This window comes from Rhodoferax lacus (assembly GCF_003415675.1).
In the GTDB taxonomy this organism is placed as follows: domain Bacteria; phylum Pseudomonadota; class Gammaproteobacteria; order Burkholderiales; family Burkholderiaceae_C; genus Allorhodoferax; species Allorhodoferax lacus.
The window spans coordinates 171,837-190,595 of record NZ_QFZK01000002.1 but is presented as its reverse complement, the minus strand read 5'-3'; the positions used below and the strand labels follow the sequence as shown (position 1 = coordinate 190,595).

The 18,759-nt window shown below is 57.1% G+C and carries 19 protein-coding genes; 7 read left to right on the top strand and 12 right to left on the bottom strand.

Annotated features, from left to right (window positions below):
- Positions 1-8: 8 nt before the first annotated feature.
- Complete coding sequence (locus DIC66_RS04520; RefSeq protein WP_117174516.1) at positions 9-1,022, bottom strand: glycosyltransferase family 2 protein; 1,014 nt, start codon at positions 1,020-1,022, stop codon at positions 9-11.
- Entirely contained in the window at positions 1,022-1,534 is a 513-nt protein-coding gene (locus DIC66_RS04515) for a serine O-acetyltransferase (protein WP_117174514.1), read from the bottom strand. Before DIC66_RS04515 ends, DIC66_RS04520 begins: the two co-directional genes overlap by 1 nt.
- 154 nt (positions 1,535-1,688) lie before the next feature.
- Here DIC66_RS04515 and DIC66_RS04510 point away from each other — a divergent pair, with 154 nt between their 5' ends.
- A complete protein-coding gene (locus DIC66_RS04510; protein WP_158558839.1) occupies positions 1,689-3,017 on the top strand; it encodes an oligosaccharide flippase family protein in 1,329 nt (442 codons plus the stop codon).
- Here DIC66_RS04510 and DIC66_RS04505 read toward each other — a convergent pair.
- The 10 genes from DIC66_RS04505 to DIC66_RS23060 form a co-directional block, all read right to left on the bottom strand.
- Positions 3,010-4,494 carry an O-antigen ligase family protein gene (locus DIC66_RS04505; RefSeq protein WP_117174510.1) on the bottom strand — a complete coding sequence of 495 codons (1,485 nt, stop codon included), beginning with the start codon at positions 4,492-4,494 and terminating at the stop codon, positions 3,010-3,012. The two genes, DIC66_RS04510 and DIC66_RS04505, sit on opposite strands and share 8 nt — an antisense overlap.
- A 23-nt stretch (positions 4,495-4,517) precedes the next feature.
- Positions 4,518-5,477 (bottom strand): chain length determinant protein tyrosine kinase EpsG, encoded by a 960-nt coding sequence (epsG, locus tag DIC66_RS04500; RefSeq protein ID WP_117174508.1) that lies wholly within the window; start codon positions 5,475-5,477, stop codon positions 4,518-4,520.
- Positions 5,477-6,904: a GNVR domain-containing protein gene (locus tag DIC66_RS04495; protein ID WP_117174506.1), complete on the bottom strand. Its 1,428-nt coding sequence runs from the start codon at positions 6,902-6,904 to the stop codon at positions 5,477-5,479. The genes epsG and DIC66_RS04495 overlap by 1 nt, the downstream gene beginning before the upstream one ends.
- A gap of 12 nt (positions 6,905-6,916) precedes the next feature.
- Positions 6,917-7,732 (bottom strand): polysaccharide export protein EpsE, encoded by an 816-nt coding sequence (gene epsE / locus DIC66_RS04490; RefSeq protein ID WP_117174503.1) that lies wholly within the window; start codon positions 7,730-7,732, stop codon positions 6,917-6,919.
- Positions 7,732-8,700, bottom strand: a complete 969-nt coding sequence (locus DIC66_RS04485) for an EpsD family peptidyl-prolyl cis-trans isomerase (RefSeq protein ID WP_117174501.1) — start codon at positions 8,698-8,700, stop codon at positions 7,732-7,734. Before DIC66_RS04485 ends, epsE begins: the two co-directional genes overlap by 1 nt.
- Positions 8,701-8,718: 18 nt before the next feature.
- Positions 8,719-9,813: a porin family protein gene (locus DIC66_RS04480; protein ID WP_117174499.1), complete on the bottom strand. Its 1,095-nt coding sequence runs from the start codon at positions 9,811-9,813 to the stop codon at positions 8,719-8,721.
- Between the two features lie 63 nt (positions 9,814-9,876).
- On the bottom strand, positions 9,877-10,401 hold the full coding sequence (locus DIC66_RS04475) for a cyclic nucleotide-binding domain-containing protein (protein WP_117174497.1): 525 nt from the start codon (positions 10,399-10,401) through the stop codon (positions 9,877-9,879).
- Between the two features lie 120 nt (positions 10,402-10,521).
- A complete protein-coding gene (locus DIC66_RS04470) occupies positions 10,522-11,934 on the bottom strand; it encodes an undecaprenyl-phosphate glucose phosphotransferase (protein ID WP_117174495.1) in 1,413 nt (470 codons plus the stop codon).
- Positions 11,927-12,772 carry an XrtB/PEP-CTERM-associated transcriptional regulator EpsA gene (epsA, locus tag DIC66_RS04465; RefSeq protein WP_117174493.1) on the bottom strand — a complete coding sequence of 282 codons (846 nt, stop codon included), beginning with the start codon at positions 12,770-12,772 and terminating at the stop codon, positions 11,927-11,929. The genes DIC66_RS04470 and epsA overlap by 8 nt, the downstream gene beginning before the upstream one ends.
- A 105-nt stretch (positions 12,773-12,877) precedes the next feature.
- Positions 12,878-13,051, bottom strand: a complete 174-nt coding sequence (locus DIC66_RS23060; RefSeq protein WP_158558837.1) for a hypothetical protein — start codon at positions 13,049-13,051, stop codon at positions 12,878-12,880.
- 144 nt (positions 13,052-13,195) lie between these two features.
- On the opposite strand from DIC66_RS23060, the gene DIC66_RS04460 reads away from it, so the two are divergent.
- From DIC66_RS04460 to rfbC, 6 genes are all read left to right on the top strand, one after another.
- Complete coding sequence (locus tag DIC66_RS04460; RefSeq protein ID WP_117174491.1) at positions 13,196-14,143, top strand: glycosyltransferase family 2 protein; 948 nt, start codon at positions 13,196-13,198, stop codon at positions 14,141-14,143.
- A gap of 22 nt (positions 14,144-14,165) precedes the next feature.
- On the top strand, positions 14,166-15,236 hold the full coding sequence (locus tag DIC66_RS04455) for an endonuclease/exonuclease/phosphatase family protein (protein ID WP_158558836.1): 1,071 nt from the start codon (positions 14,166-14,168) through the stop codon (positions 15,234-15,236).
- An 88-nt stretch (positions 15,237-15,324) separates the two neighbouring features.
- Positions 15,325-16,392 (top strand): dTDP-glucose 4,6-dehydratase, encoded by a 1,068-nt coding sequence (gene rfbB / locus DIC66_RS04450; RefSeq protein WP_117174487.1) that lies wholly within the window; start codon positions 15,325-15,327, stop codon positions 16,390-16,392.
- A complete protein-coding gene (rfbD, locus tag DIC66_RS04445) occupies positions 16,389-17,297 on the top strand; it encodes a dTDP-4-dehydrorhamnose reductase (RefSeq protein WP_117174485.1) in 909 nt (302 codons plus the stop codon). Before rfbB ends, rfbD begins: the two co-directional genes overlap by 4 nt.
- 3 nt (positions 17,298-17,300) lie before the next feature.
- Positions 17,301-18,194 carry a glucose-1-phosphate thymidylyltransferase RfbA gene (gene rfbA / locus DIC66_RS04440; RefSeq protein WP_117174483.1) on the top strand — a complete coding sequence of 298 codons (894 nt, stop codon included), beginning with the start codon at positions 17,301-17,303 and terminating at the stop codon, positions 18,192-18,194.
- The gene (rfbC, locus tag DIC66_RS04435; protein ID WP_117174481.1) at positions 18,194-18,730 is read left to right on the top strand and encodes a dTDP-4-dehydrorhamnose 3,5-epimerase; all 537 of its coding nucleotides are present in this window, start codon (positions 18,194-18,196) and stop codon (positions 18,728-18,730) included. Before rfbA ends, rfbC begins: the two co-directional genes overlap by 1 nt.
- Positions 18,731-18,759 lie beyond the last annotated feature (29 nt).

Here is an 18,759-nt window from a genome sequence, read left to right as displayed (position 1 = left end):
GCGGCAATTTATTTGTATTCAATCAGTGTCATGGTTTTTCCCCCCAGCCGTTGCACCCATGAGCGCAGTGCGCCCTGTGCTTCCGGAAACTTGCCCAGCACCAAAAAGACCGCATGCCAGCCCGCAGCCGGCAGCTTGTTGCGGTTGCGCAGGTAAATGCGCAGTGCCTGCAGTGGGTATGCAAGAAACAGACCCAATGCCCACCCATGGGTCAGTAAAGCAAGGCACAGCATACTGCATGGCAGCCACAGCCCCCACAGCCAGGCACTGCGTGTTTCGCGGACCCAATGTTGCTCTGGCTTGGCACCATGCAGGGCCGCACCATGGGCAAAGGCATAGCCAGCCCGCTTGCTGCGGTTCCACCACTGGCCAAAGCGCAGGATGGCTGCATCGTGCAGCGTCATTTCGTGGTCCAGGCGCCAGATGCGCCAGCCTGCCGCACGCAGGCGCACACACAGTTCTGGCTCTTCTCCGGCTATCAGGCCTGCCCTGTAGCCCCCTGCGGCCTGCAGCGCATCTGCGCGCATCAGCACATCCCCACCGCAGCTCTTGGCCGGGCCTGCGGGGGTGTCCCATTCAATGTCACACAGCTGGTTGTAGATGCTATTGTGGGGATAGCGCTCTCGGCGGCGGCCGCACACTGCTGCCACATCCGGGTGTGCGCCTGCAAACGCAAGGGCTGCTGCCAACCAGCCGTCTACCAGCTCGCAGTCACCATCCACAAACTGCACATAGCGCAGCTTGGGCAGCAACTGCAAGGCGCGGGCAAAGCCTTCATTGCGGGCACGGGCTGCTGTAAAGGGCTGCGCCATGTCGAGGTTGACCACACTGCAGCCCAGACCCAAGGCCATGGAAACCGAGTTGTCGGTAGAGCCAGAGTCCACATACACCACAGCGCCCACTTGGCCACTGGCTAGGGCAGAGGCCAGGCAGGCTTGCAAACGCTGGCCTTCGTTGCGGCCGATGGCGACGACTGCCAAGAGCGCGGGCGAAGCGGCAAGTGGCGAAGCTGCATCCGGCATCAAATGGAGTGTTCCTTCATGGGTCGGATTTGGGCCGGAATGCCAACCGCAATGGAGTTGGATGGCACATCGCAGGTAACGACGGCGTTGGCACCAATGAGCACGTTGTCGCCAATGGTGATGTCGCCCAGCACTTTGGCGCCAGCGCCAATGTCTACGTTGTTGCCAAACCGCGGTGCGCAAGGGTGGGTGGAGCGCTTGAGACCAATCACTACGCCAGTGCGGATGCGGCAGTTGTCCCCGAACACGGTGTAGCCGCTGATGACGATGCCGCCTGAATGGTCGATGATGAAGTTGGAGCCAATGGTGGCTTCGCAGGGCAGTTCTATACCGGCAAAGACCTGGACCATTTTGAAAAGGAACTTGTAGACAAAAGAGAAGGGCTTGCGGAGCAGCGGCGTGGAGATGGTGTAGCGCCAACGGCCAAACCGGTACACCAGCAATGCCCAAAACCCCTGTGCGGCCCAGTGCCCATCGTGGGCTTTGAGGTCGGCACGTATATTTTTAAACATGGCTAAATTATCGGGCACGAAATGGAGCCCGTTTGGGCTTTGACAAAAATACCGTACCCCGCTGCAGAATCCGGCGTCGTACGACAAGAGTGGGCTGTTTACAATGATCAAACAAGCTCCAATGAGGAGCCTTATGCTTCAATTAAGAACATACATGACCACCAATTCTGAGTCGTTACGTCAAAAAATATTCACAGGCACTGCTTGGACCATGCTTGGCATGGGGGCGAGCCAACTCTTGCGCTTTGGTAAAAGCCTGATATTGACTCGCCTACTTTTTCCTGAAGCATATGGTCTCATGGCCATTGTGTGGTCAGTCTCCTTTGGCATGGTAATGTTGTCTGATGCGGGCCTATCTGCGGCGGCACTAAGACATAAAAGAGGGGGTGAAGAAGATTTTTTAAATACCATCTGGACTATGAAGATAGTGCGGGGTTTATTGTTTTTCGTAGCTATGTCACTTGTTGCATATCCAGTTTCAAAATTTTATGCAATGCCAGACTTGGTTTGGCTAATACCCATAGCAGGCTTTGCTCATATGCTGGAAGGCTTTAGCTCAACCAATGTTTATGTAATGCAGAGAAACATGATATACGGTCGCCTCACCATGCTGGAGTTTGCCAATGATATTATTGGCCTAGTAGTAATATTAGTTTGGGCTTATTTCTACCCAAGCGTAGCTGCTTTAATTGGCAGCGTTGTTATATGCGCATTTTTTCAAGTTTATTACAGCCATGCATTGTTGCCAGGAAAGCGAAATCGGCTGCGCTGGGATCCTGCGGTCGCCACCGAGGTATTTCACTTTGGAAAATGGGTATTACTCAGCAGCTGTATCTATCTTGTCTACTCGCAAGGTGACAGGATGATGCTGGGAAAGTATTTGACAGCTGCGCAACTTGGCGTGTACAGCATTGCAATTATGTTAAGTGAAGTCGTGAGCGGTGTAATGGGCAAGATCAACAGCAATGTTATGTTCCCTGCTTTGAGCAATATTATCAACAAAGACCGATCTCGATTGCTGACCGTTTTTTACAAGACTCGTTTGCTCACTGATGGACTGATGGTGGTACCCATCGCCGTACTAATGTTAATAGGTGCTCAAGTTATTGCATTGCTCTATGACGTTCGCTACAGGGATGCTGGCTGGATGCTGCAAATACTGTGTGTAAGACTGCTTATGTCTTCCATTTTAACCAGCAGTGAATCCTGTCTCCTTGCTCTTGGAAAGCCAAAATATGCCGTGCTCCAGAACTCACTTCGAGCTGCTGTAATACTGGTTGGCATACCCTTTGGATGGGCTTATGCCGGCATGTATGGTGTAGTTTGGGCTGTTGCTTTGACAGAGGTCCCCGTACTATTTTTGCTTTGGTACGGCATGTATAAAAACGCGGTATTTTCTATACTTCATGAATTGCGCTCATTTCTATTTGCCGGCATGGGCGCAGGATTAGGCTACTTGATATCAAACTACGTACTCATGTAGAATTTTTATCTGTAGCCAACACCATTTTGGAGTAGGCAATACCCATAGCCGCAATTCCCCAACACAAAAGCGGAACATTTAGAATATCACTAACAGACGACATCATAACCATAATACCTACCAATGCACCAATCAAGACCTGACCTAACTCATGCTCCTCAGACGAAAATGTTGTGCGCCGCATGCTACGAAACATAAGAGAAAACACACTACAAAAGAATAATAGATAAAGAAACAATCCCACAAAACCAGAATTCAAGGCTACACCAATATAATTATTTACAATGTCGATAATGCCCTGCCCCTGCCTTAGATCCTCAAGATAAAGCCAATAATCATTCGACCCAAAATATGGATTATTATAAATTACAGACATAGATTTCTCAATGACCAAACGCCTGTAATCCATGCTGCCCTCATCTAATTTCCCCACGAATGGCAAATAAGAAATTATGGTATCTCCGTAATCTGTAAACAATAGCAATGTGAAGACCATTAATACCGCGATCATTGCCTTTGCAAGCCGAGAAAAAGCATGCGCTCCAAATACTATGCTTACGACTATTGCAATTGCCACACCCACCCATGGTCCTTTAGACAGAGGAGATATTTCTCCCGCAATGAGCAAAGCAAACCCAATGAAATATGCTTTTTTATTCGGCACGCTTTTATTCAAAAAGACATACAGTGTTAGTGCTATTGCCAACACATAGCCCAATACAATTGCTTGGCCTGTAGTAGCAATTGCGCGAAGATTGCCTCCACGCCCCATGTAACCCATACCGCCATCAACTCCGATGGCATCACTCAACGTTTGGTAAACCAACCATTGCTTACTAAATTCAAAAATACCCACCACTGAAATCACCATCGCACCAACAACAAAAGACATCACCACATCTCTGAAGCTCTTAATGTCTTTTATGGTACGGCTAATTGCAAAGTACGGTATTAATACATCAAATACCCAACCCAAGAGGTAGCGGACCCACTCAGTAAATACTAGATACTGGAATTGCAATATAGCATTAAGCGAAAAATATAGAACCAGAACAATATCTGCAAAGTTCCATTTGAACTTACCTTGATTTGGTGCAAATAAAATTCTCCAAAATATAGGCAACAAAATTATCCAAACCAATACTCGCTGGTAAGTAACTGCGATAAAATAACTGATGCCTGCAAATCCTGGGACAAAAGCGTTCAACTCCGGCATTGCCAGTATCAAGAAGAAGAAGAGTGCTACTTTATTGGAATCCTTCTTTGCTGCTCGAAGTGCCAAGATAATCACAATCGCATAAAATATCCATATATTTTGCGACAAGAATCCAGCTAATGTTATATAAATCCATGTGTTTCGACGCGATTTAAAATCACCTTTAGCAATCGCTATCGCGGTTGCAGGCGCTTCGCTGAACTTAAACACCAGCGCTGTCATCACCAGTATAAAAACTAGCGCCCTTATGTACTCAGGCATTGAATATTCCGAAGTCTAGCGATTCAGTGCGCAACGTCAATAAGTGGTGGGTTATTCAAAACAGCGCCCACAATATTGATATTGGAACGCTTCAACGCATCCATCATTTCCACATAAGCAGACAGCTTGGTTTCATTGGCCCGGGCCACCACCATCGCTGCGCCAGCCTTTGCAGCAATCAGCATGGCATCTGCACCGACGGACATGGAGGGCGTGTCTATCAATACCACGTCATAGGCCTTGCTGGCCCACTCCATCAACTCGGCCAAATTGGCGCGGTTCAGCAGTTCCAGGGGGTTGGGTGGCACAGGCCCTGCAGTCAATACCTGCAGGTTAGGCATGAAGGAGATGGTTTGCAGCGCACTGGCCACATCCGAGCGCCCTGCCAGCAAGCTGCTAAAACCCAGCTGGTTGCTGATTTGAAACAGTACATGCTGGCGCGGGGTGCGCATGTCGGCATCAATCAGCAAGGTGCGCTCGCCCATTTGGGCGAAAACGATGGCGAGGTTTGCGGCCAAGTAACTGCCGCCCTCTGCCCTGCCGGCCCCCAGAACAGGGAGCATGGCGCGGCCTTCAGAGCCATCAAACCAGCGCAGCTTGAGCTGGCTGCGAATGGAACGAAGCTGATCCACCTCGTGGCTGAAGGGCATATAGGCCGCCACCAGCTCGGGGTTGGTGGCCTTGCCACTGCTGCGGGGCAAATAGGCGTATTCATATTGGTACGACAGCGCGTAGCGGATGTCGCCCTCGCTTATCAGGCCCATGTGGATGGCAGCTTCGCCAAAGCGTATGCCTTTTTCGCGCTGGTACGACATGACGCGGATGGCGTCGTCCTGGCTGATGACGCCCGCGTCCACCAATATCTTGCCAATGGAGCGCTTGGGCGTGTTGTTGGTGGAGGGGCCGTCCGGGCCTTCGTCCAGGTCAATGTCTATGTCGGCCGGGAACAGGGAAGAGTGAAAGTGTTCTTTGTCTTTGTTCATTACAGGCTTCCCAGTCGGCTGGCAGCCGCAATTTCTTTACGCACACGGCGCTTGGTAAAAAACTTCTGAAACAAGGCCAGACGCTCTGTCAACGAATAGACGTCGCCACGGCGCTCGATGATGCCCAGCACCGGCACATCGTCCACCATGATGTCTTGCACCACGCGCACCTTGCGGTTCAGCATCTCCAGGCCCATGGCAGCCGCAAATGCTGCAGCCAATGCGCCCATCACAGTGGCGGCCAAAAACTTGGGCTTGTCTGGCTTGTAGGGGTAGGCTGGCTCCACGGCCGGGCTGAGGATGGACACATTGGCCTGGTCGGTCTGCTTCTCCAGGTTGAGTTGGTTGCTACGCTGCAGCACCGATTCATAAATGGCCTTGGCAGCTTCCACGTCTTGCGCCAGCACGGACACTTCATCACGCTGGCTGCGCAAGGACAGCACGCGTTCTTTTTGGGCCGCAATCACGCCGCGCAGCTCGCCTTCACGCAGGCTGGCGGTTGTTCTGGCCACACCGGTGCTGCCGGACACGCGGCCCATCTCCACGGTTATTTGCTGCTTCAGCTCGGCCACCTGGCCTTCCAGTTGCACGCGTTGGGGGTGGTTGGGCCCCAAGCTGACGCTCAGCTCGGTCAGCTTGTTTTCGGCACGGTTCAAATCGGCACGCAGGTTTTGCACCACGCTGCTCGCTTGCACGTCAGGCGACAGTTCACCACCCGATGTTTTCTGGCGGCTGTTGATGGCCATGTTTTCGCTCTGGATAGACACCAGCTGCGACATCAGGGCATCCAGGCGTTGGCTCTCTACGTCGGCTTTTTGGTCGCTTCCCACCAGCCCATGGGTACGCTGGTATTCGGACAGCTTGGTTTGCTTTTGCTCCACGTCAGCACGCAAGGTTTTCAGGCGCTCGTCAAACCATTCTGAATACTGGCGCACGGGCTCTACCCGCAGGTCCACCGTCAGGTCCAGATAGGCCTGTGCATAGGTGTTGACGATGGCGGTAACAAACTTGGCGTCTTTGCCCTCAAAGGTCAGGCGGATGATGTTGCTACCACGCAGTGCCTCGGCCTGCAGGTTTTTGCGCAGCAGGTTGGCGTAGTAGTTTTCCAGGGGGATCTTGCCCTTGGTGGCTATTTTCCAGTCCTCAATCAGGCCGGGGTTCGAAGCAATTTTCAGGCGGTTGATCACGCCAACGGCCACGCGCTCGCTTTGCAAAATGGCAATTTGCGTGGCCACATAGTTGCCGGCCGTGGCAGCCGCCCCGGCAATCGGGTCTACCTTGGAGTCCACCAGCAGGTCGGTGCTGGCCTGGTATACCTTGGGTGCCGTCCACGTATAAAACGTGCCACCTACAAGCACCACGGCAAACACCAGTGCCGCTATGTAGCGATGCGCAAAGACAATTAAAAATATTTGTTTCGGGTTCATGCTGCGGCTCGCTTAAAACAGGCTTTCGCGCACGAAGATCACGTCATCGGGTTGCACCATGTCTTTCATGTCGGGTGACAGTTCCTTTACCGTGCCGTCAGGTGCCTGGCGGTTCAGGCGCAGGCGCTTTTCGGTGCCACGCACCGTGGGGCCACCAGCCATCACCAGCGCCTGCATGAAGCTCATATTGCGCTCCAGCCGGAAAGAGCCGGGGCGCTGGGCTTCGCCATACACATAGAACACCGGGGCGCGGTGCACATAGACCACATCACCGCCGGCCATCAGGATGTCGCTGCCGCTTTTGCCTTCCAGGTAGGTGGCAGCCACATTGATTTCCTGGCGCATGGGCTTGCCATTGCGCTGGCCGGTAATGATCACGGTGTCAGAGCCCACAGAGGTAATGCCACCAGCCAGGGCCAGCACGTCCGACAGGCGTGTATCGGCATACTCCAAAGCCACCTGGCCGGGCTTGCCCACATTGCCCAGCACAGACACCTGCTTGCGGCGCGCAGACACCTGGGTGATGCTGATCTGGGGCAGCTTCATGAAGCCACCCGAGGTCAGCGCGTCGGCAATGGTTTTTTCGGCAGCGGGAATGGTCAGGCCGGCAATCTTGGCAGAGCCAATCAGCGGGTACGAGATGGCGCCAGACTCCTGGATGCGGGTTTCGAGTGTGAGCTCCGGGCTTTGGAACACCTGGATGCGCACGGTGTCGCCAGCGCCCAGCCGGTCATCAAAAACCTTGTCTTGTGCCTGCACGGCGCCCAGGCTGGCAACGGCCAGCAGCAGAGAAACAGCGCAGGTGCGAAATGTATTGAATGTAGTCATTAGAGTCCCTTGATTCCTTGTTCGACAATAGTGGCTTCGGCCTTGGCTCTGGCATTGATTTGCGCTTCTTCATCTGCCTCGCTTTGCACCAGCGCCTTGCGCCCCGCCTTGAACGCGGCTTCTCCACCCACAAACTCGCCAAAATATTCCAGCTTGGCGTTTTTCTTCATATCAAGCTTAGCTTGTTTGATGGTGGCGGCAGCGTGCTGGTTGCTCAAAAACGCGGTGATGGCGGGCAGAATTTTGCTGGCGGCAATGGGTTGTGCGATTGAAGACACAAGGCGCACCACGGTGTAAGCGTCGCGCCCTTCAATCAGGCCCATCTGGCCATCCTTGAACCGCTGCAGCTTGGTCAGCACCTCCATGGGAATCTGCTCTGCGGCTCGGGTGCCCTCGGTGGTTTGAAAGTCCACCTTTTTGTCTTTCAGCCAGGCGGCTACCTCTTCCATGCGCTTGGCAGTGCCCACCTGGGCACGGAGTTTGTCCATGCCGGGGGTGGACTTCTTCAGCACGATTTCCTGCAGGGTAAAGATGCGGCGTTCGGCATACAGGGCCGGGTGCTCTGCGTAGTAGCGCTTGGCCTCTTCTTCACCAACGGGGGCCAGGTCTGCAGCGAGCTGGTCCATGGCGGCGCGGGCCAGGATCTCGCGGCGGCTGGCCTCAATGGCATTGGCCACTTCGGGCTTGCGGTCCAGCTTGTTGGTGATGGCCAGGTTGACGGCCAGCTGCTGCTCTACCAGGGTGCCCAGGATTTCTGTCTTGGCATGCGAGATGTTTTCTGGCGTGATGTCGGGCGTCTTGGCCAGCATCTCATTCAACTGCCGCAGGTTGATGTCGGCACCGTCCACGGTGGCCACCACCTGGGCGGCCATGGGGTCTTTGTTGCCACATCCCGCTGCCAGCAACGCTGCAGCACCCACCACACACAAGCCAAGAACGAAACGAGGCGATACAGACAATGCGTACATGCAGACCAATACAACAGACTAGAAGCTGAACACGGCACCCAGCGTCAGCAGCTGGGCAGTAAAGTCTGTGTTGGCCACAGTGGAGCTGCGGCTGGTTTGGGCGATGGTTGCAGACAGGCTGAGCTTTTGGTACGGCTGCCAGCTAAAAGACAGCGAGGTGTCCTGCAGGCGGTCCTGGCGCGATGACGCTGTGCCGTAAGGGTTGCCTTTGTCATCCAGGGTACCTGTGCGGTATTGGGCGCGCACCGAGGTAACCGGGCTGATTTGCCACACAGGCGCAATGGTGAAGTAGTCGGTCTGTGTGTGGGTGGAGCCCAGGGTCTGGTAGCTGACCAGATCGCGCTGCCAACCGGCGGTGAGTGATGTCTTGCCCGTCAGGCGCCACACCAGGTTGGCTGCGCCACTGGTGCCACTGAAATCAAACTGGGGGGTGGCGCCAAATTTTTGATTGACAGAAGCCACGTGGCCATTGAGCGTGGTGTTGCCACTCAGCACCCAGACCACGGCCACGTCGTCGGTGGTCAGCACGTAGTCGGTGTTGCTGTCGCCATTGGATACCTGGTGGAAATAGGCCAGCGAATTGCCGGAGCCCAGCACATAGCGCACACCGGCATTGGCACCGGTGGCGTGGTTGTCAGACTGGCCGATCACGGCGCGCTCATTGATGGTGCTGGTGTTCACCACGCCTGCGGTTACTTGCCAGGGGCCACCAAGGTCATAGGCGGCGGCAATGGCATTGTTTTGTGCGGTGGTCTTGTTGCGCAGTGTGCGGTCTACGCTGTCGTTGGCAGCCACCAGTGTTTCAGCACGCGAGCTGGTCACCGTGCCATGCAACTCGGGCGTAAAGCTCCAGAACCAGGTGCCGTTGTAGTTGGTGCCAGTGTTGTCAAAGTTAGTGTTGCTCTGGTACTGGCTGGCGACCACGCTGGCATCCAGCTCAAAGCGCTGCAGGCTGTAGGGTATGGACAGGTTGACGCCCAGTGTTTCTGAGGTCAGGCGCTCGGACACCGGGGCCGTGTTGGTGTTGAAGAAGTTGTTGTTGTTTTGCACGTTGGCGCTGGCGCGCCACTTCACCAGGTCTTGCGACTGCGCCATGGCGCCGGTGGAACCCAAAACAACAGCGCCTGCAACCAGGCAAGGACGCACAAAGCAAGGACGGATAGAAAACATAAAGTGCTAGATAGCCCCGGTGATCAGGTCGCCGGACATGTGTTCGGCGGCATTGCGTAGTTTGGAGGTGCTGAGGCGCAAGAGCATCAGCATGAATTTGTTGCCCAGGCGGGGGTGGTCGGCCAGCAGGGCATGAAAGCCGTCGCGGGTCAGCACGCCAAAGTCACTGGGTTCGGTGGTGATGCAGCTGGCAAAGCGGCGCTGGTTGTCTATCAAAGACATTTCACCAATCATTTCACCAGGCTGCAGTTCGTGCATGAACTTCTGCGCGCCCTCTTCGCCCTTCAGGATCACCGCCTTGCCGGTTACCAGGATGGCCAGGAAGTCGCCTTCATCGCCTTCACGCACAACCACCGAGTCGCGGGGTACGCCAAAGCACTCCAGGTATTCGCTGAGCAAGGCCGTTTCCTGGCGGCTGAACTCATCGAACATGTGCTGCGGGCCAACCGCCTCGATGAATTCGCTGACGAACCCGCTTACGGCGCCCAGGGGCTCCGCGGATGGCTGCAGCTCTGCAAATTGTGATGTCATGTCTATACGGTCCCCGTTGCTAGCTGATTACGGCGCTTCTGCTCTTATTACGTCCCAAAGCATTATGCAGTTGCAAATTCCAATACAACAATAGTCCGTTGGGGCTATTTGGCATGGTGTTCAATACGCCTGCTGGTCTTTGGAGACCAGCTTGACGGTTCTGAAAATAATATACAGGTCCAGGCGCAGGGACCAGTTGCGCAGATAGTCCAGGTCATAGTCAATGCGGCTTTGCATTTTGTCCAGGGTATCTGTCTCACCGCGGCAGCCATTGATCTGGGCCCAGCCGGTAATACCGGGCTTGACCTTGTGCCGCACCATATAGCCCTTGATAAGCTTGCGGTACATCTCGTTGTGCGATACCGCATGCGGGCGGGGCCCGACAATACTCATGCGCCCCTGCAGCACATTCACAAACTGTGGCAGTTCATCAATGGAGGTGCGGCGCAGTATGGCACCCAGGGGAGTGACACGGCTGTCATTCTTGGTGGCCTGGGTGACCTTGCCACCGTCTTCGGTAACCGTCATGGAGCGGAATTTGTACACCACGATTTCCTTGCCATCCAGGCCGTAGCGGCGCTGCCGGAAGATGGCCGGCCCGGGCGAACCCATCTTGACGGCAATGAACACCGTCACCAGGATGGGTGAAATCAGCAGCAGAATAATGATGGACAACACAATGTCACTGATGCGCTTGATGAAGCCATGGCCACCGGTAAACGGGGTTTCACACACCGATATCACCGGCATGCCGCAGACCGAGCCGGTGCGGCCCTGGATCAGGTCGGTGACAAACATGTCGGGCACAAAGAAAATCGAGGCGGTGGTGTCTTTCAGTTCATCCAGCACCTGCAGAATGCGCGGCTGCGAGGCCATGGGCAGTGACAGGTAGATCAGCTGAATGTCTTTTTCGCGCACAAACTTTGACAGCTCGCTGAGCTTGCCAATCATGCGGTAGTCGCTGGAGGCGTCCAACCGGTCCAGGTCACGGTCATCAAAGAAGCCGTAGAGCTCAATGCGGGTGTAGGGCGTCTCACCCACGCGGCTGGCCAGCGCCACGCCCTGCGAATTCATGCCCACAATAATGGCGCGCCGCGGGCGGCCCTGCAGGCGCACCAGCGCGGGTGCCGCCAGGCGCAAAAGAATATGCCCCAGCAACACCGATACCGGCGCAATGACCAGCCAGGTCAGCATGGCCTGGCGTGAAAACTCGCGCTCGTAGCCCGTGGCGTAGCCTGTCAACACCAGCAGCGAGGCAGTCCAGGCCCAACTGATCGCCACAGCCCACACAGTTTGCAACATGGGCATACCCAGGCGCGGTGTGCCCGGAAAGGTGATGGCAAACAGCAGCACCGTCAGGATGAGGTAGGGGGCAGAAAGCTCACCATCAAAATAGAGGGCCACCGCCCACAGCGAGACCACCAGCACAAAGGGCTCCAGCCCCAGCTCGAAAATGCTCAGCAGATTGTCCCGGCCCAGGGGCGGGCGGGATTCCTTGGCGCTGGACAGATTGACCTTGATTTCCTCAGGCATCTTGCTTGGCTGACCTGGTGGCGCCGCCTGCAGTGTAGGAAGACTTGAAGTTGGACACCGCCTGCGCGCGGTTGAACACATCGAGCTTCTTGAAGATGCGCTGCATGTGGTTCTTGATGGTGAACGAGCTCACGTTGAGGATGCTGCCAATCTCGCCGTTGGTCTTGCCCATGGCAACCCACTTCATGATCTCGGCCTCGCGCTCGCTCAGCACTTCGTTGTCAGAGCCTTCCGGCTCTGCAGCCACAGCGGCCTGGATCTCCTTGTTGGCCTGGTACTGGTTGGGCATCAGGTCCACCTGGCGAAGTGCGGCGTCTATATAAGGCAGCAGGATCTTGATGGCGTTGGCCTCGTGGCTGCGGCGCTTGGGGTATTGGCTGAAAAACACGTACAGGCAATCATGGCGGCCGCGCTGGTCGCCAATGCCATGCACCAGGGATGACTTCATCTCGGCCATGGCTTCGGCAATCGGGCCGCTGCTGGCAACACCTTCCCAGGCAAAACCGTCGTGGCCCACGTTAAGAGAGAAGGGGCGGCGGTCTTGTGCCACCCAGCGGTTGAACAGGCCTATCAGCAAGGGGGAAATGGATTCGGCCATGACGCTCTCGGAGCGCACGCCAGAGAGGGCTGACACCACGTCGTAATGGATCACACCCAGGCGGAAGTCGCCCCAGGCGGCAATCAGGATATCGTGGGGAATATAGCGTTGCAGGCCACCCTGGAGCCAATGCATCAGGTCGATGTGCCTGCGCACGCCCAACACTTCGTGGATCAGGTCACTGAAACTGCCGTAATCCTCAAGACGCAGTGGGCTCGCGTCGCGTGTGAGCTTCAGCATTCAGAGGTAACCGCCATGTATATAGTCATTGCGTAATGTTACCGCGTAAATGTGACCGGGCTTTCATTTCGCCCACGACAACACACCCGACGCGCAGCAATGCGGTCAGGCGCGGGCTTTGAGCTTGTTGCGGCGGTGCGCGATAGTGCCAATAAGAGCAACACCGGCCAGCACTAGCAAATAGGGCGACGGCTCTGCATTGGCAGTTGCGGCCACTTGTGCGGCCTGGGCAATGCCAGAGGCCAACAGTGCTACGCACAGCAAAAGAAAACGCTTCATATTATTTACCCCTGTAAAGCCTGCTACATGTAGTGCGGCTTGGGGCAACTGTAATAAAACGACCCTGCGGGCTCAATAGTCCAAACGGACTAACGGCAACACTTGGGCTGCACTATCATCACCGCACAGACTCGAAGAAATTGCATGGACATCAGCATCATTATTGTCAGCTACAACACCGCACATTTGCTGCATGAAGTGATGGCCACGCTGAGAGCAGCCTCTGCGGGCTTGCAAACCGAGATCCTTTTTGTTGACAACGCGTCCAAGGACAATTCGGTAGAAATCATCCAGCGCGACTTCCCGGCATGTCAGCTGATTGTCAACAAACAAAACGTGGGGTTTGGCCGCGCCAACAACCAGGCGCTGCCCTTGGCAAGCGGCCGCTATGTGCTGCTGGTGAATACCGATGCCTTTGTGGAAGCCAACACACTCACCAGCACACTGGCCTACATGGATGCGCACCCGAAGTGCGGCATTCTGGGTGTGCGCCTGGAGGGGCGCGATGGCGTGCTGCAACCCTGCGCCCGCTACTTCCCCACGCCGTGGAACACCTTTCTGTTGCAGACCGGGCTGAACCGCATCTTCAAACACACCAAAATGGTGGACGACATGAACTGGGCGCACGACAGCGTGCGCTCTGTGGACTGGGTGGTGGGTTGCTACTACCTGGTGCGCAGGGAAGTGATTGCGCAGGTGGGCCTGTTTGACCCACGCTACTTCCTGTACCTGGAAGAGGTAGACCATTGCCTGGCCGCCAAGAAGGCGGGGTGGGAGGTTGTTTTTTATCCGCACACCACGGTGATCCACTGGGGTGGGGAAAGTGCCAAGTCTGAAGGCGCCATCAGCCAGGGCGGGCGCCAACTCGAAGCGCTGCAGACGGAAAGCTCCCTGCTGTACTACCGCAAGAACCATGGGCTGCCGGGTGCCATGAACAGCCTGGTGCTCAGTGGCGTGGCCGAAGTAATGAACACCTGCAAACGCCTGCTCAAGGGCAGGCAACCCTTCGGCTTTGCCGATGCCTGGCGCCGCCTTTCACTGCAGTGGTCATTGTGGCTGCGCACAAGCTGGGGCACGCGGCCCACCCGCTGAGGCGTGGGCTTTTGCATTACCCATGATTTTGAGAGCAGCACGGTTTTTGGCAGGCTGGGTTCTGCTGGGCGCACTGGGTGTGCACCTGGCTTTTGTGGTGGTGCAAAACGTGGGTGGCATACCGGTGTGGGTGGGCGAGCTGACCCGGTTCTTGCCCTTTTACTGGCTGCTGTTGCTGCTGTGCGCCGCCTTGCTGGGCTCTTTGTTGTTGCGGCCAGTGTTCAGGCTGCTGGCGCTGTGCAACCTGGCGCTGTTTGCCTTTGGCACGCTGGACTTTCATTGGAATTTTGCACAGCAAGCCGCCGCCGCAGGCACACCGGTGCGGGTGCTGACCTACAACATGAAAGCCTTGGATGTTTGGAAGACCAAGGGCGGGTATGAAGGTATTGAACGCGAGATGCAGCAATACGCACCCGACATCATCGCCCTGCAAGATGCGCAGTGGTGGCTGACGCGTGACACCGAGTGGACGAACACACCCATCCAGATTGCGCAGCCGATTTCAGGCTTGCCCTATGTGGTTGCCTTTGGGGAGTTTGTCTTGGCCAGCCGCTATCCGCTGCGTGACTGCCGTGTTGGCAACTTGGGGCTGAGTGCGCTGCCCGGCCCCTACCAGCAATGCAGCGCGGCCCAGTATTTGCAATGCACGGTGCGCCTTGGTTTGCAAAATCTGCAAGTGGTAACAGCACACCTGGCGCGGCCCCGCAATGCGCTGATGGCTGCTAGGCATAACTTTCCAGAAGGTCTGCAGAGTTGGCGAATGCATGTGGCAGAGCGGCTTGCGCAGTCTGATGCTTTGCAAGCGGACCTGTCACGCTTTGCAGGCCCGTTGATTTTGATGGGTGATATGAACACGCTTGAGCAATCCCCCGTATTTGCCAACCTGCAGCGTGCCGGACTGCGTGACGCCTTCTCGGAAGCAGGCCAAGGCTGGGGCTACACCCATGGACATGCCTTGAGCCGGGGCGTGGACTTGTACCGCATAGACCACATTTTGGTCAGCCCCGAGCTTGCAGTGCACAAGGCAGAAGCGGGGCGCATCAGCGAGTCGGAACACAACCCCGTAATTGCGGATCTGATCATCCGGCCCTAGCAGGCGCAAAGAGCTGAACCTGCATATTGCCCGTGTATATTGCGCTTGATGCTTCCGCGAAAATATTTTTGATATCTGGATTAAAACAATGACCATTCTCGTAACCGGCGGCGCCGGTTTTATTGGCAGCAACTTTGTGCTGGACTGGCTGGCAGGTTCCGAAGAAACCGTGGTCACCCTGGACAAACTCACTTACGCCGGCAACCTGCAAAACCTGGCTTCCCTGCAGGGCCACCCCAAGCACGTGTTTGTGCAGGGTGATATTGGCGACGCAGCGCTGATTTCCAGCCTGCTGGCCCAACACCAGCCGCGTGCGGTGCTGAACTTTGCAGCCGAGAGCCATGTGGACCGCAGCATTTCGGGCCCGGGCGAATTCATCCAGACCAATATCGTGGGCACCTTCCATTTGCTGGAGTCGGTGCGTGCGTATTGGGGTGGACTGGCGCCCGAGGCCAAGGCGGCCTTCCGCTTTTTGCATGTGTCCACCGACGAGGTGTATGGCTCACTCAGCAAGACGGACCCGGCCTTTGCCGAGACCAACCGCTACGAGCCCAACAGCCCCTACTCGGCCAGCAAGGCCGCCAGCGACCACCTGGTGCGCGCTTACCACCACACCTATGGCTTGCCGGTGCTGACCACCAACTGCTCCAACAACTACGGGCCTTTCCACTTCCCGGAGAAGCTGATTCCGCTGATCATCGTGAACGCGCAGGCGGGCAAGCCGCTGCCGGTGTATGGCGACGGCCAGCAGATTCGCGACTGGCTGTATGTGAAGGACCACTGCAGCGCCATACGCCGCGTGCTGGAAGCCGGTGCCCTGGGCGAGACCTACAACGTGGGCGGCTGGAACGAGAAGCCCAACCTGGAGATCGTGCACACGGTGTGCGCGCTGCTGGATGAGCTCAAACCCCGCGCCGATGGCAAGCCCTACAAGGAGCAGATCACCTACGTGACCGACCGCCCCGGCCATGACCGCCGCTACGCCATTGATGCCGGCAAGATTGAAAAGGACCTGGGCTGGAAACCGGCCGAGACCTTTGACACCGGCATCCGCAAGACCGTGCAGTGGTACCTGGACAACCCGGAGTGGGTGGCCAATGTGCAGAGCGGCGGCTACCGCGACTGGGTGAGCAAGCAATACGGCCAAAGCGCATGAAGATTCTGCTGCTTGGGTGCAATGGCCAGGTGGGCTGGGAGCTGCAGCGCGCCCTGGCGCCGCTGGGTGAGGCGGTGGCCCTGGGTTCGCACAGCGCAAGCAACCCGCAGGGCCTGTGCGGCAGCTTTACCGACCTGGCAGGCCTGGCGCTGACGGTGCAAACCGTGCGGCCCGACCTTATTGTGAATGCCGCGGCGCACACGGCCGTGGACAAGGCCGAGTCCGAGCCTGAACTGGCGCGCAGCATCAATGCCCTGGCACCGGCCGTGCTGGCCGCCGAGGCCGCCAAGCTGGGCGCCTGGCTGGTGCACTACTCCACCGACTATGTGTTTGACGGCAGCGGCAGCACGCCCTGGCAGGAAGGTGATGCCACCGGCCCCTTGAGCGTGTACGGCCAGACCAAGCTGGAAGGCGAACAGGCTGTGGCCAGCAACCCCAAACACCTAATTTTTCGCACCAGCTGGGTGTATGGCGCGCGCGGTGGCAACTTTGCCAAGACCATGCTGCGCCTGGCCGGCGAGCGCGAAAGCCTGAACGTGATCAACGACCAGTTTGGCGCACCCACCTCGGCCGAGCTGCTGGCGGACGTGACGGCACATGCCGTGCGCGCGGCCATGCACAAGCCGGAGCTGGCGGGCCTGTACCACTGCGTGGCCAGCGGCGAGACCAGCTGGCATGGCTATGCCCGCTTTGTGCTGGCAACCGCACAGGGCCTGGGCTGGACGCTCAAGGCCGGCCCAGAGCAGGTGGGCGCCACCAGCACCGCCAGCTACCCCACGCCAGCCCAACGTCCACTGAACTCGCGCCTGCATACTGCCAAGCTGCAGCAAGCCTTTGGCCTGGTCTTGCCCCAGTGGCAGCAAGGCGTGGCGCGCATGCTTACCGAAATTACAGGGAAACAATAAACCATGACCAACACCAAACAGCGCAAGGGCATCATCCTGGCCGGGGGCTCCGGCACCCGGCTGTATCCGGCAACGCAGGTGGTCAGCAAGCAACTGCTGCCCATCTACGACAAGCCCATGATTTACTACCCGCTGACCGCCCTGCTGCTGGCCGGCATCCGCGAGATTCTGGTGATCTCCACGCCGCAGGACACGCCGCGCTTTGAGCAGCTGCTGGGTGACGGCAGCCAGTGGGGCATCCGCATCGTGTACGCGGTGCAGCCTTCACCCGATGGCCTGGCCCAGGCGTTTTTGATTGGCGAGCAGTTTCTGGACGGCGCCCCCAGCGCCCTGGTGCTGGGCGACAACATCTTCTACGGCCACGACTTTGCCGCGCTGCTGAAGAACGCTGACGCCCAAAAGCATGGCGCCACCGTGTTTGCCTATGCCGTGAATGACCCCGAGCGCTACGGCGTGGTGGAGTTCGATGCCGAGGGCCACGCCATCAGCCTGGAAGAAAAGCCGCTTGTTCCGAAGAGCCGCTACGCCGTGACCGGCCTGTATTTTTACGACGCCCAGGTGGTGGAGCTGGCCAAACAGGTCAAGCCCAGCGCGCGTGGCGAGCTGGAGATTACCGACCTGAACCGCATGTACCTGGAGCGCGGCGAGCTGGACGTGCAGACCATGGGCCGCGGCTACGCTTGGCTGGACACGGGTACGCACGAGTCCATGCTGGAGGCCAGCCAGTTTATCTACACCATAGAAAACCGCCAGGGCCTGAAAGTGGCCGCACCCGAAGAGGTGGTGTGGCGCCACGGCTGGATAGACAACGCCCAGCTGGAGAAGCTGGCCAAGCCGCTGGCCAAGTCCGGCTACGGCAAGTACCTGCTGCGTTTGCTGACCGAGGCGGTGTACTGATGAAAGCCATCCCCACCAAAATTGCGGATGTGATGCTGCTGGAGCCCAAGGTGTTTGGCGATGAGCGCGGCTTCTTCTTCGAGAGCTTCAACCACAAGGCCTTTGAAGCGGCCACCGGTGTGAAGACCGACTTTGTGCAGGACAACCATTCCAAGTCGGGCCAGGGCGTGCTGCGCGGCCTGCACTACCAGGTGCAAAACGCCCAGGGCAAGCTGGTGCGCGTGGTGCAGGGTGCGGTGTTTGACGTGGCCGTGGACATCCGCAAGGATTCCCCCACCTTCGGCCAATGGGTGGGCGAGATTCTGAGCGCCGACAACAAGCGCCAGCTCTGGGTACCCGCGGGCCTGGCCCACGGCTTTCTGGTGTTGACCGAGACCGCCGAATTTTTGTACAAGACCACGGCCTACTACACGCCCGAGCATGAGCGCTGCATTGCCTGGAACGATGCCACCTTGGCCATTGACTGGCCGCTGGAAGGCAGAGAGCCCCGTTTGTCAGCCAAAGACGCGGTGGGCGCGGCATTTAACAGCCTGTAACACCGATGTTTTGGCAACAGCCCCCTGTG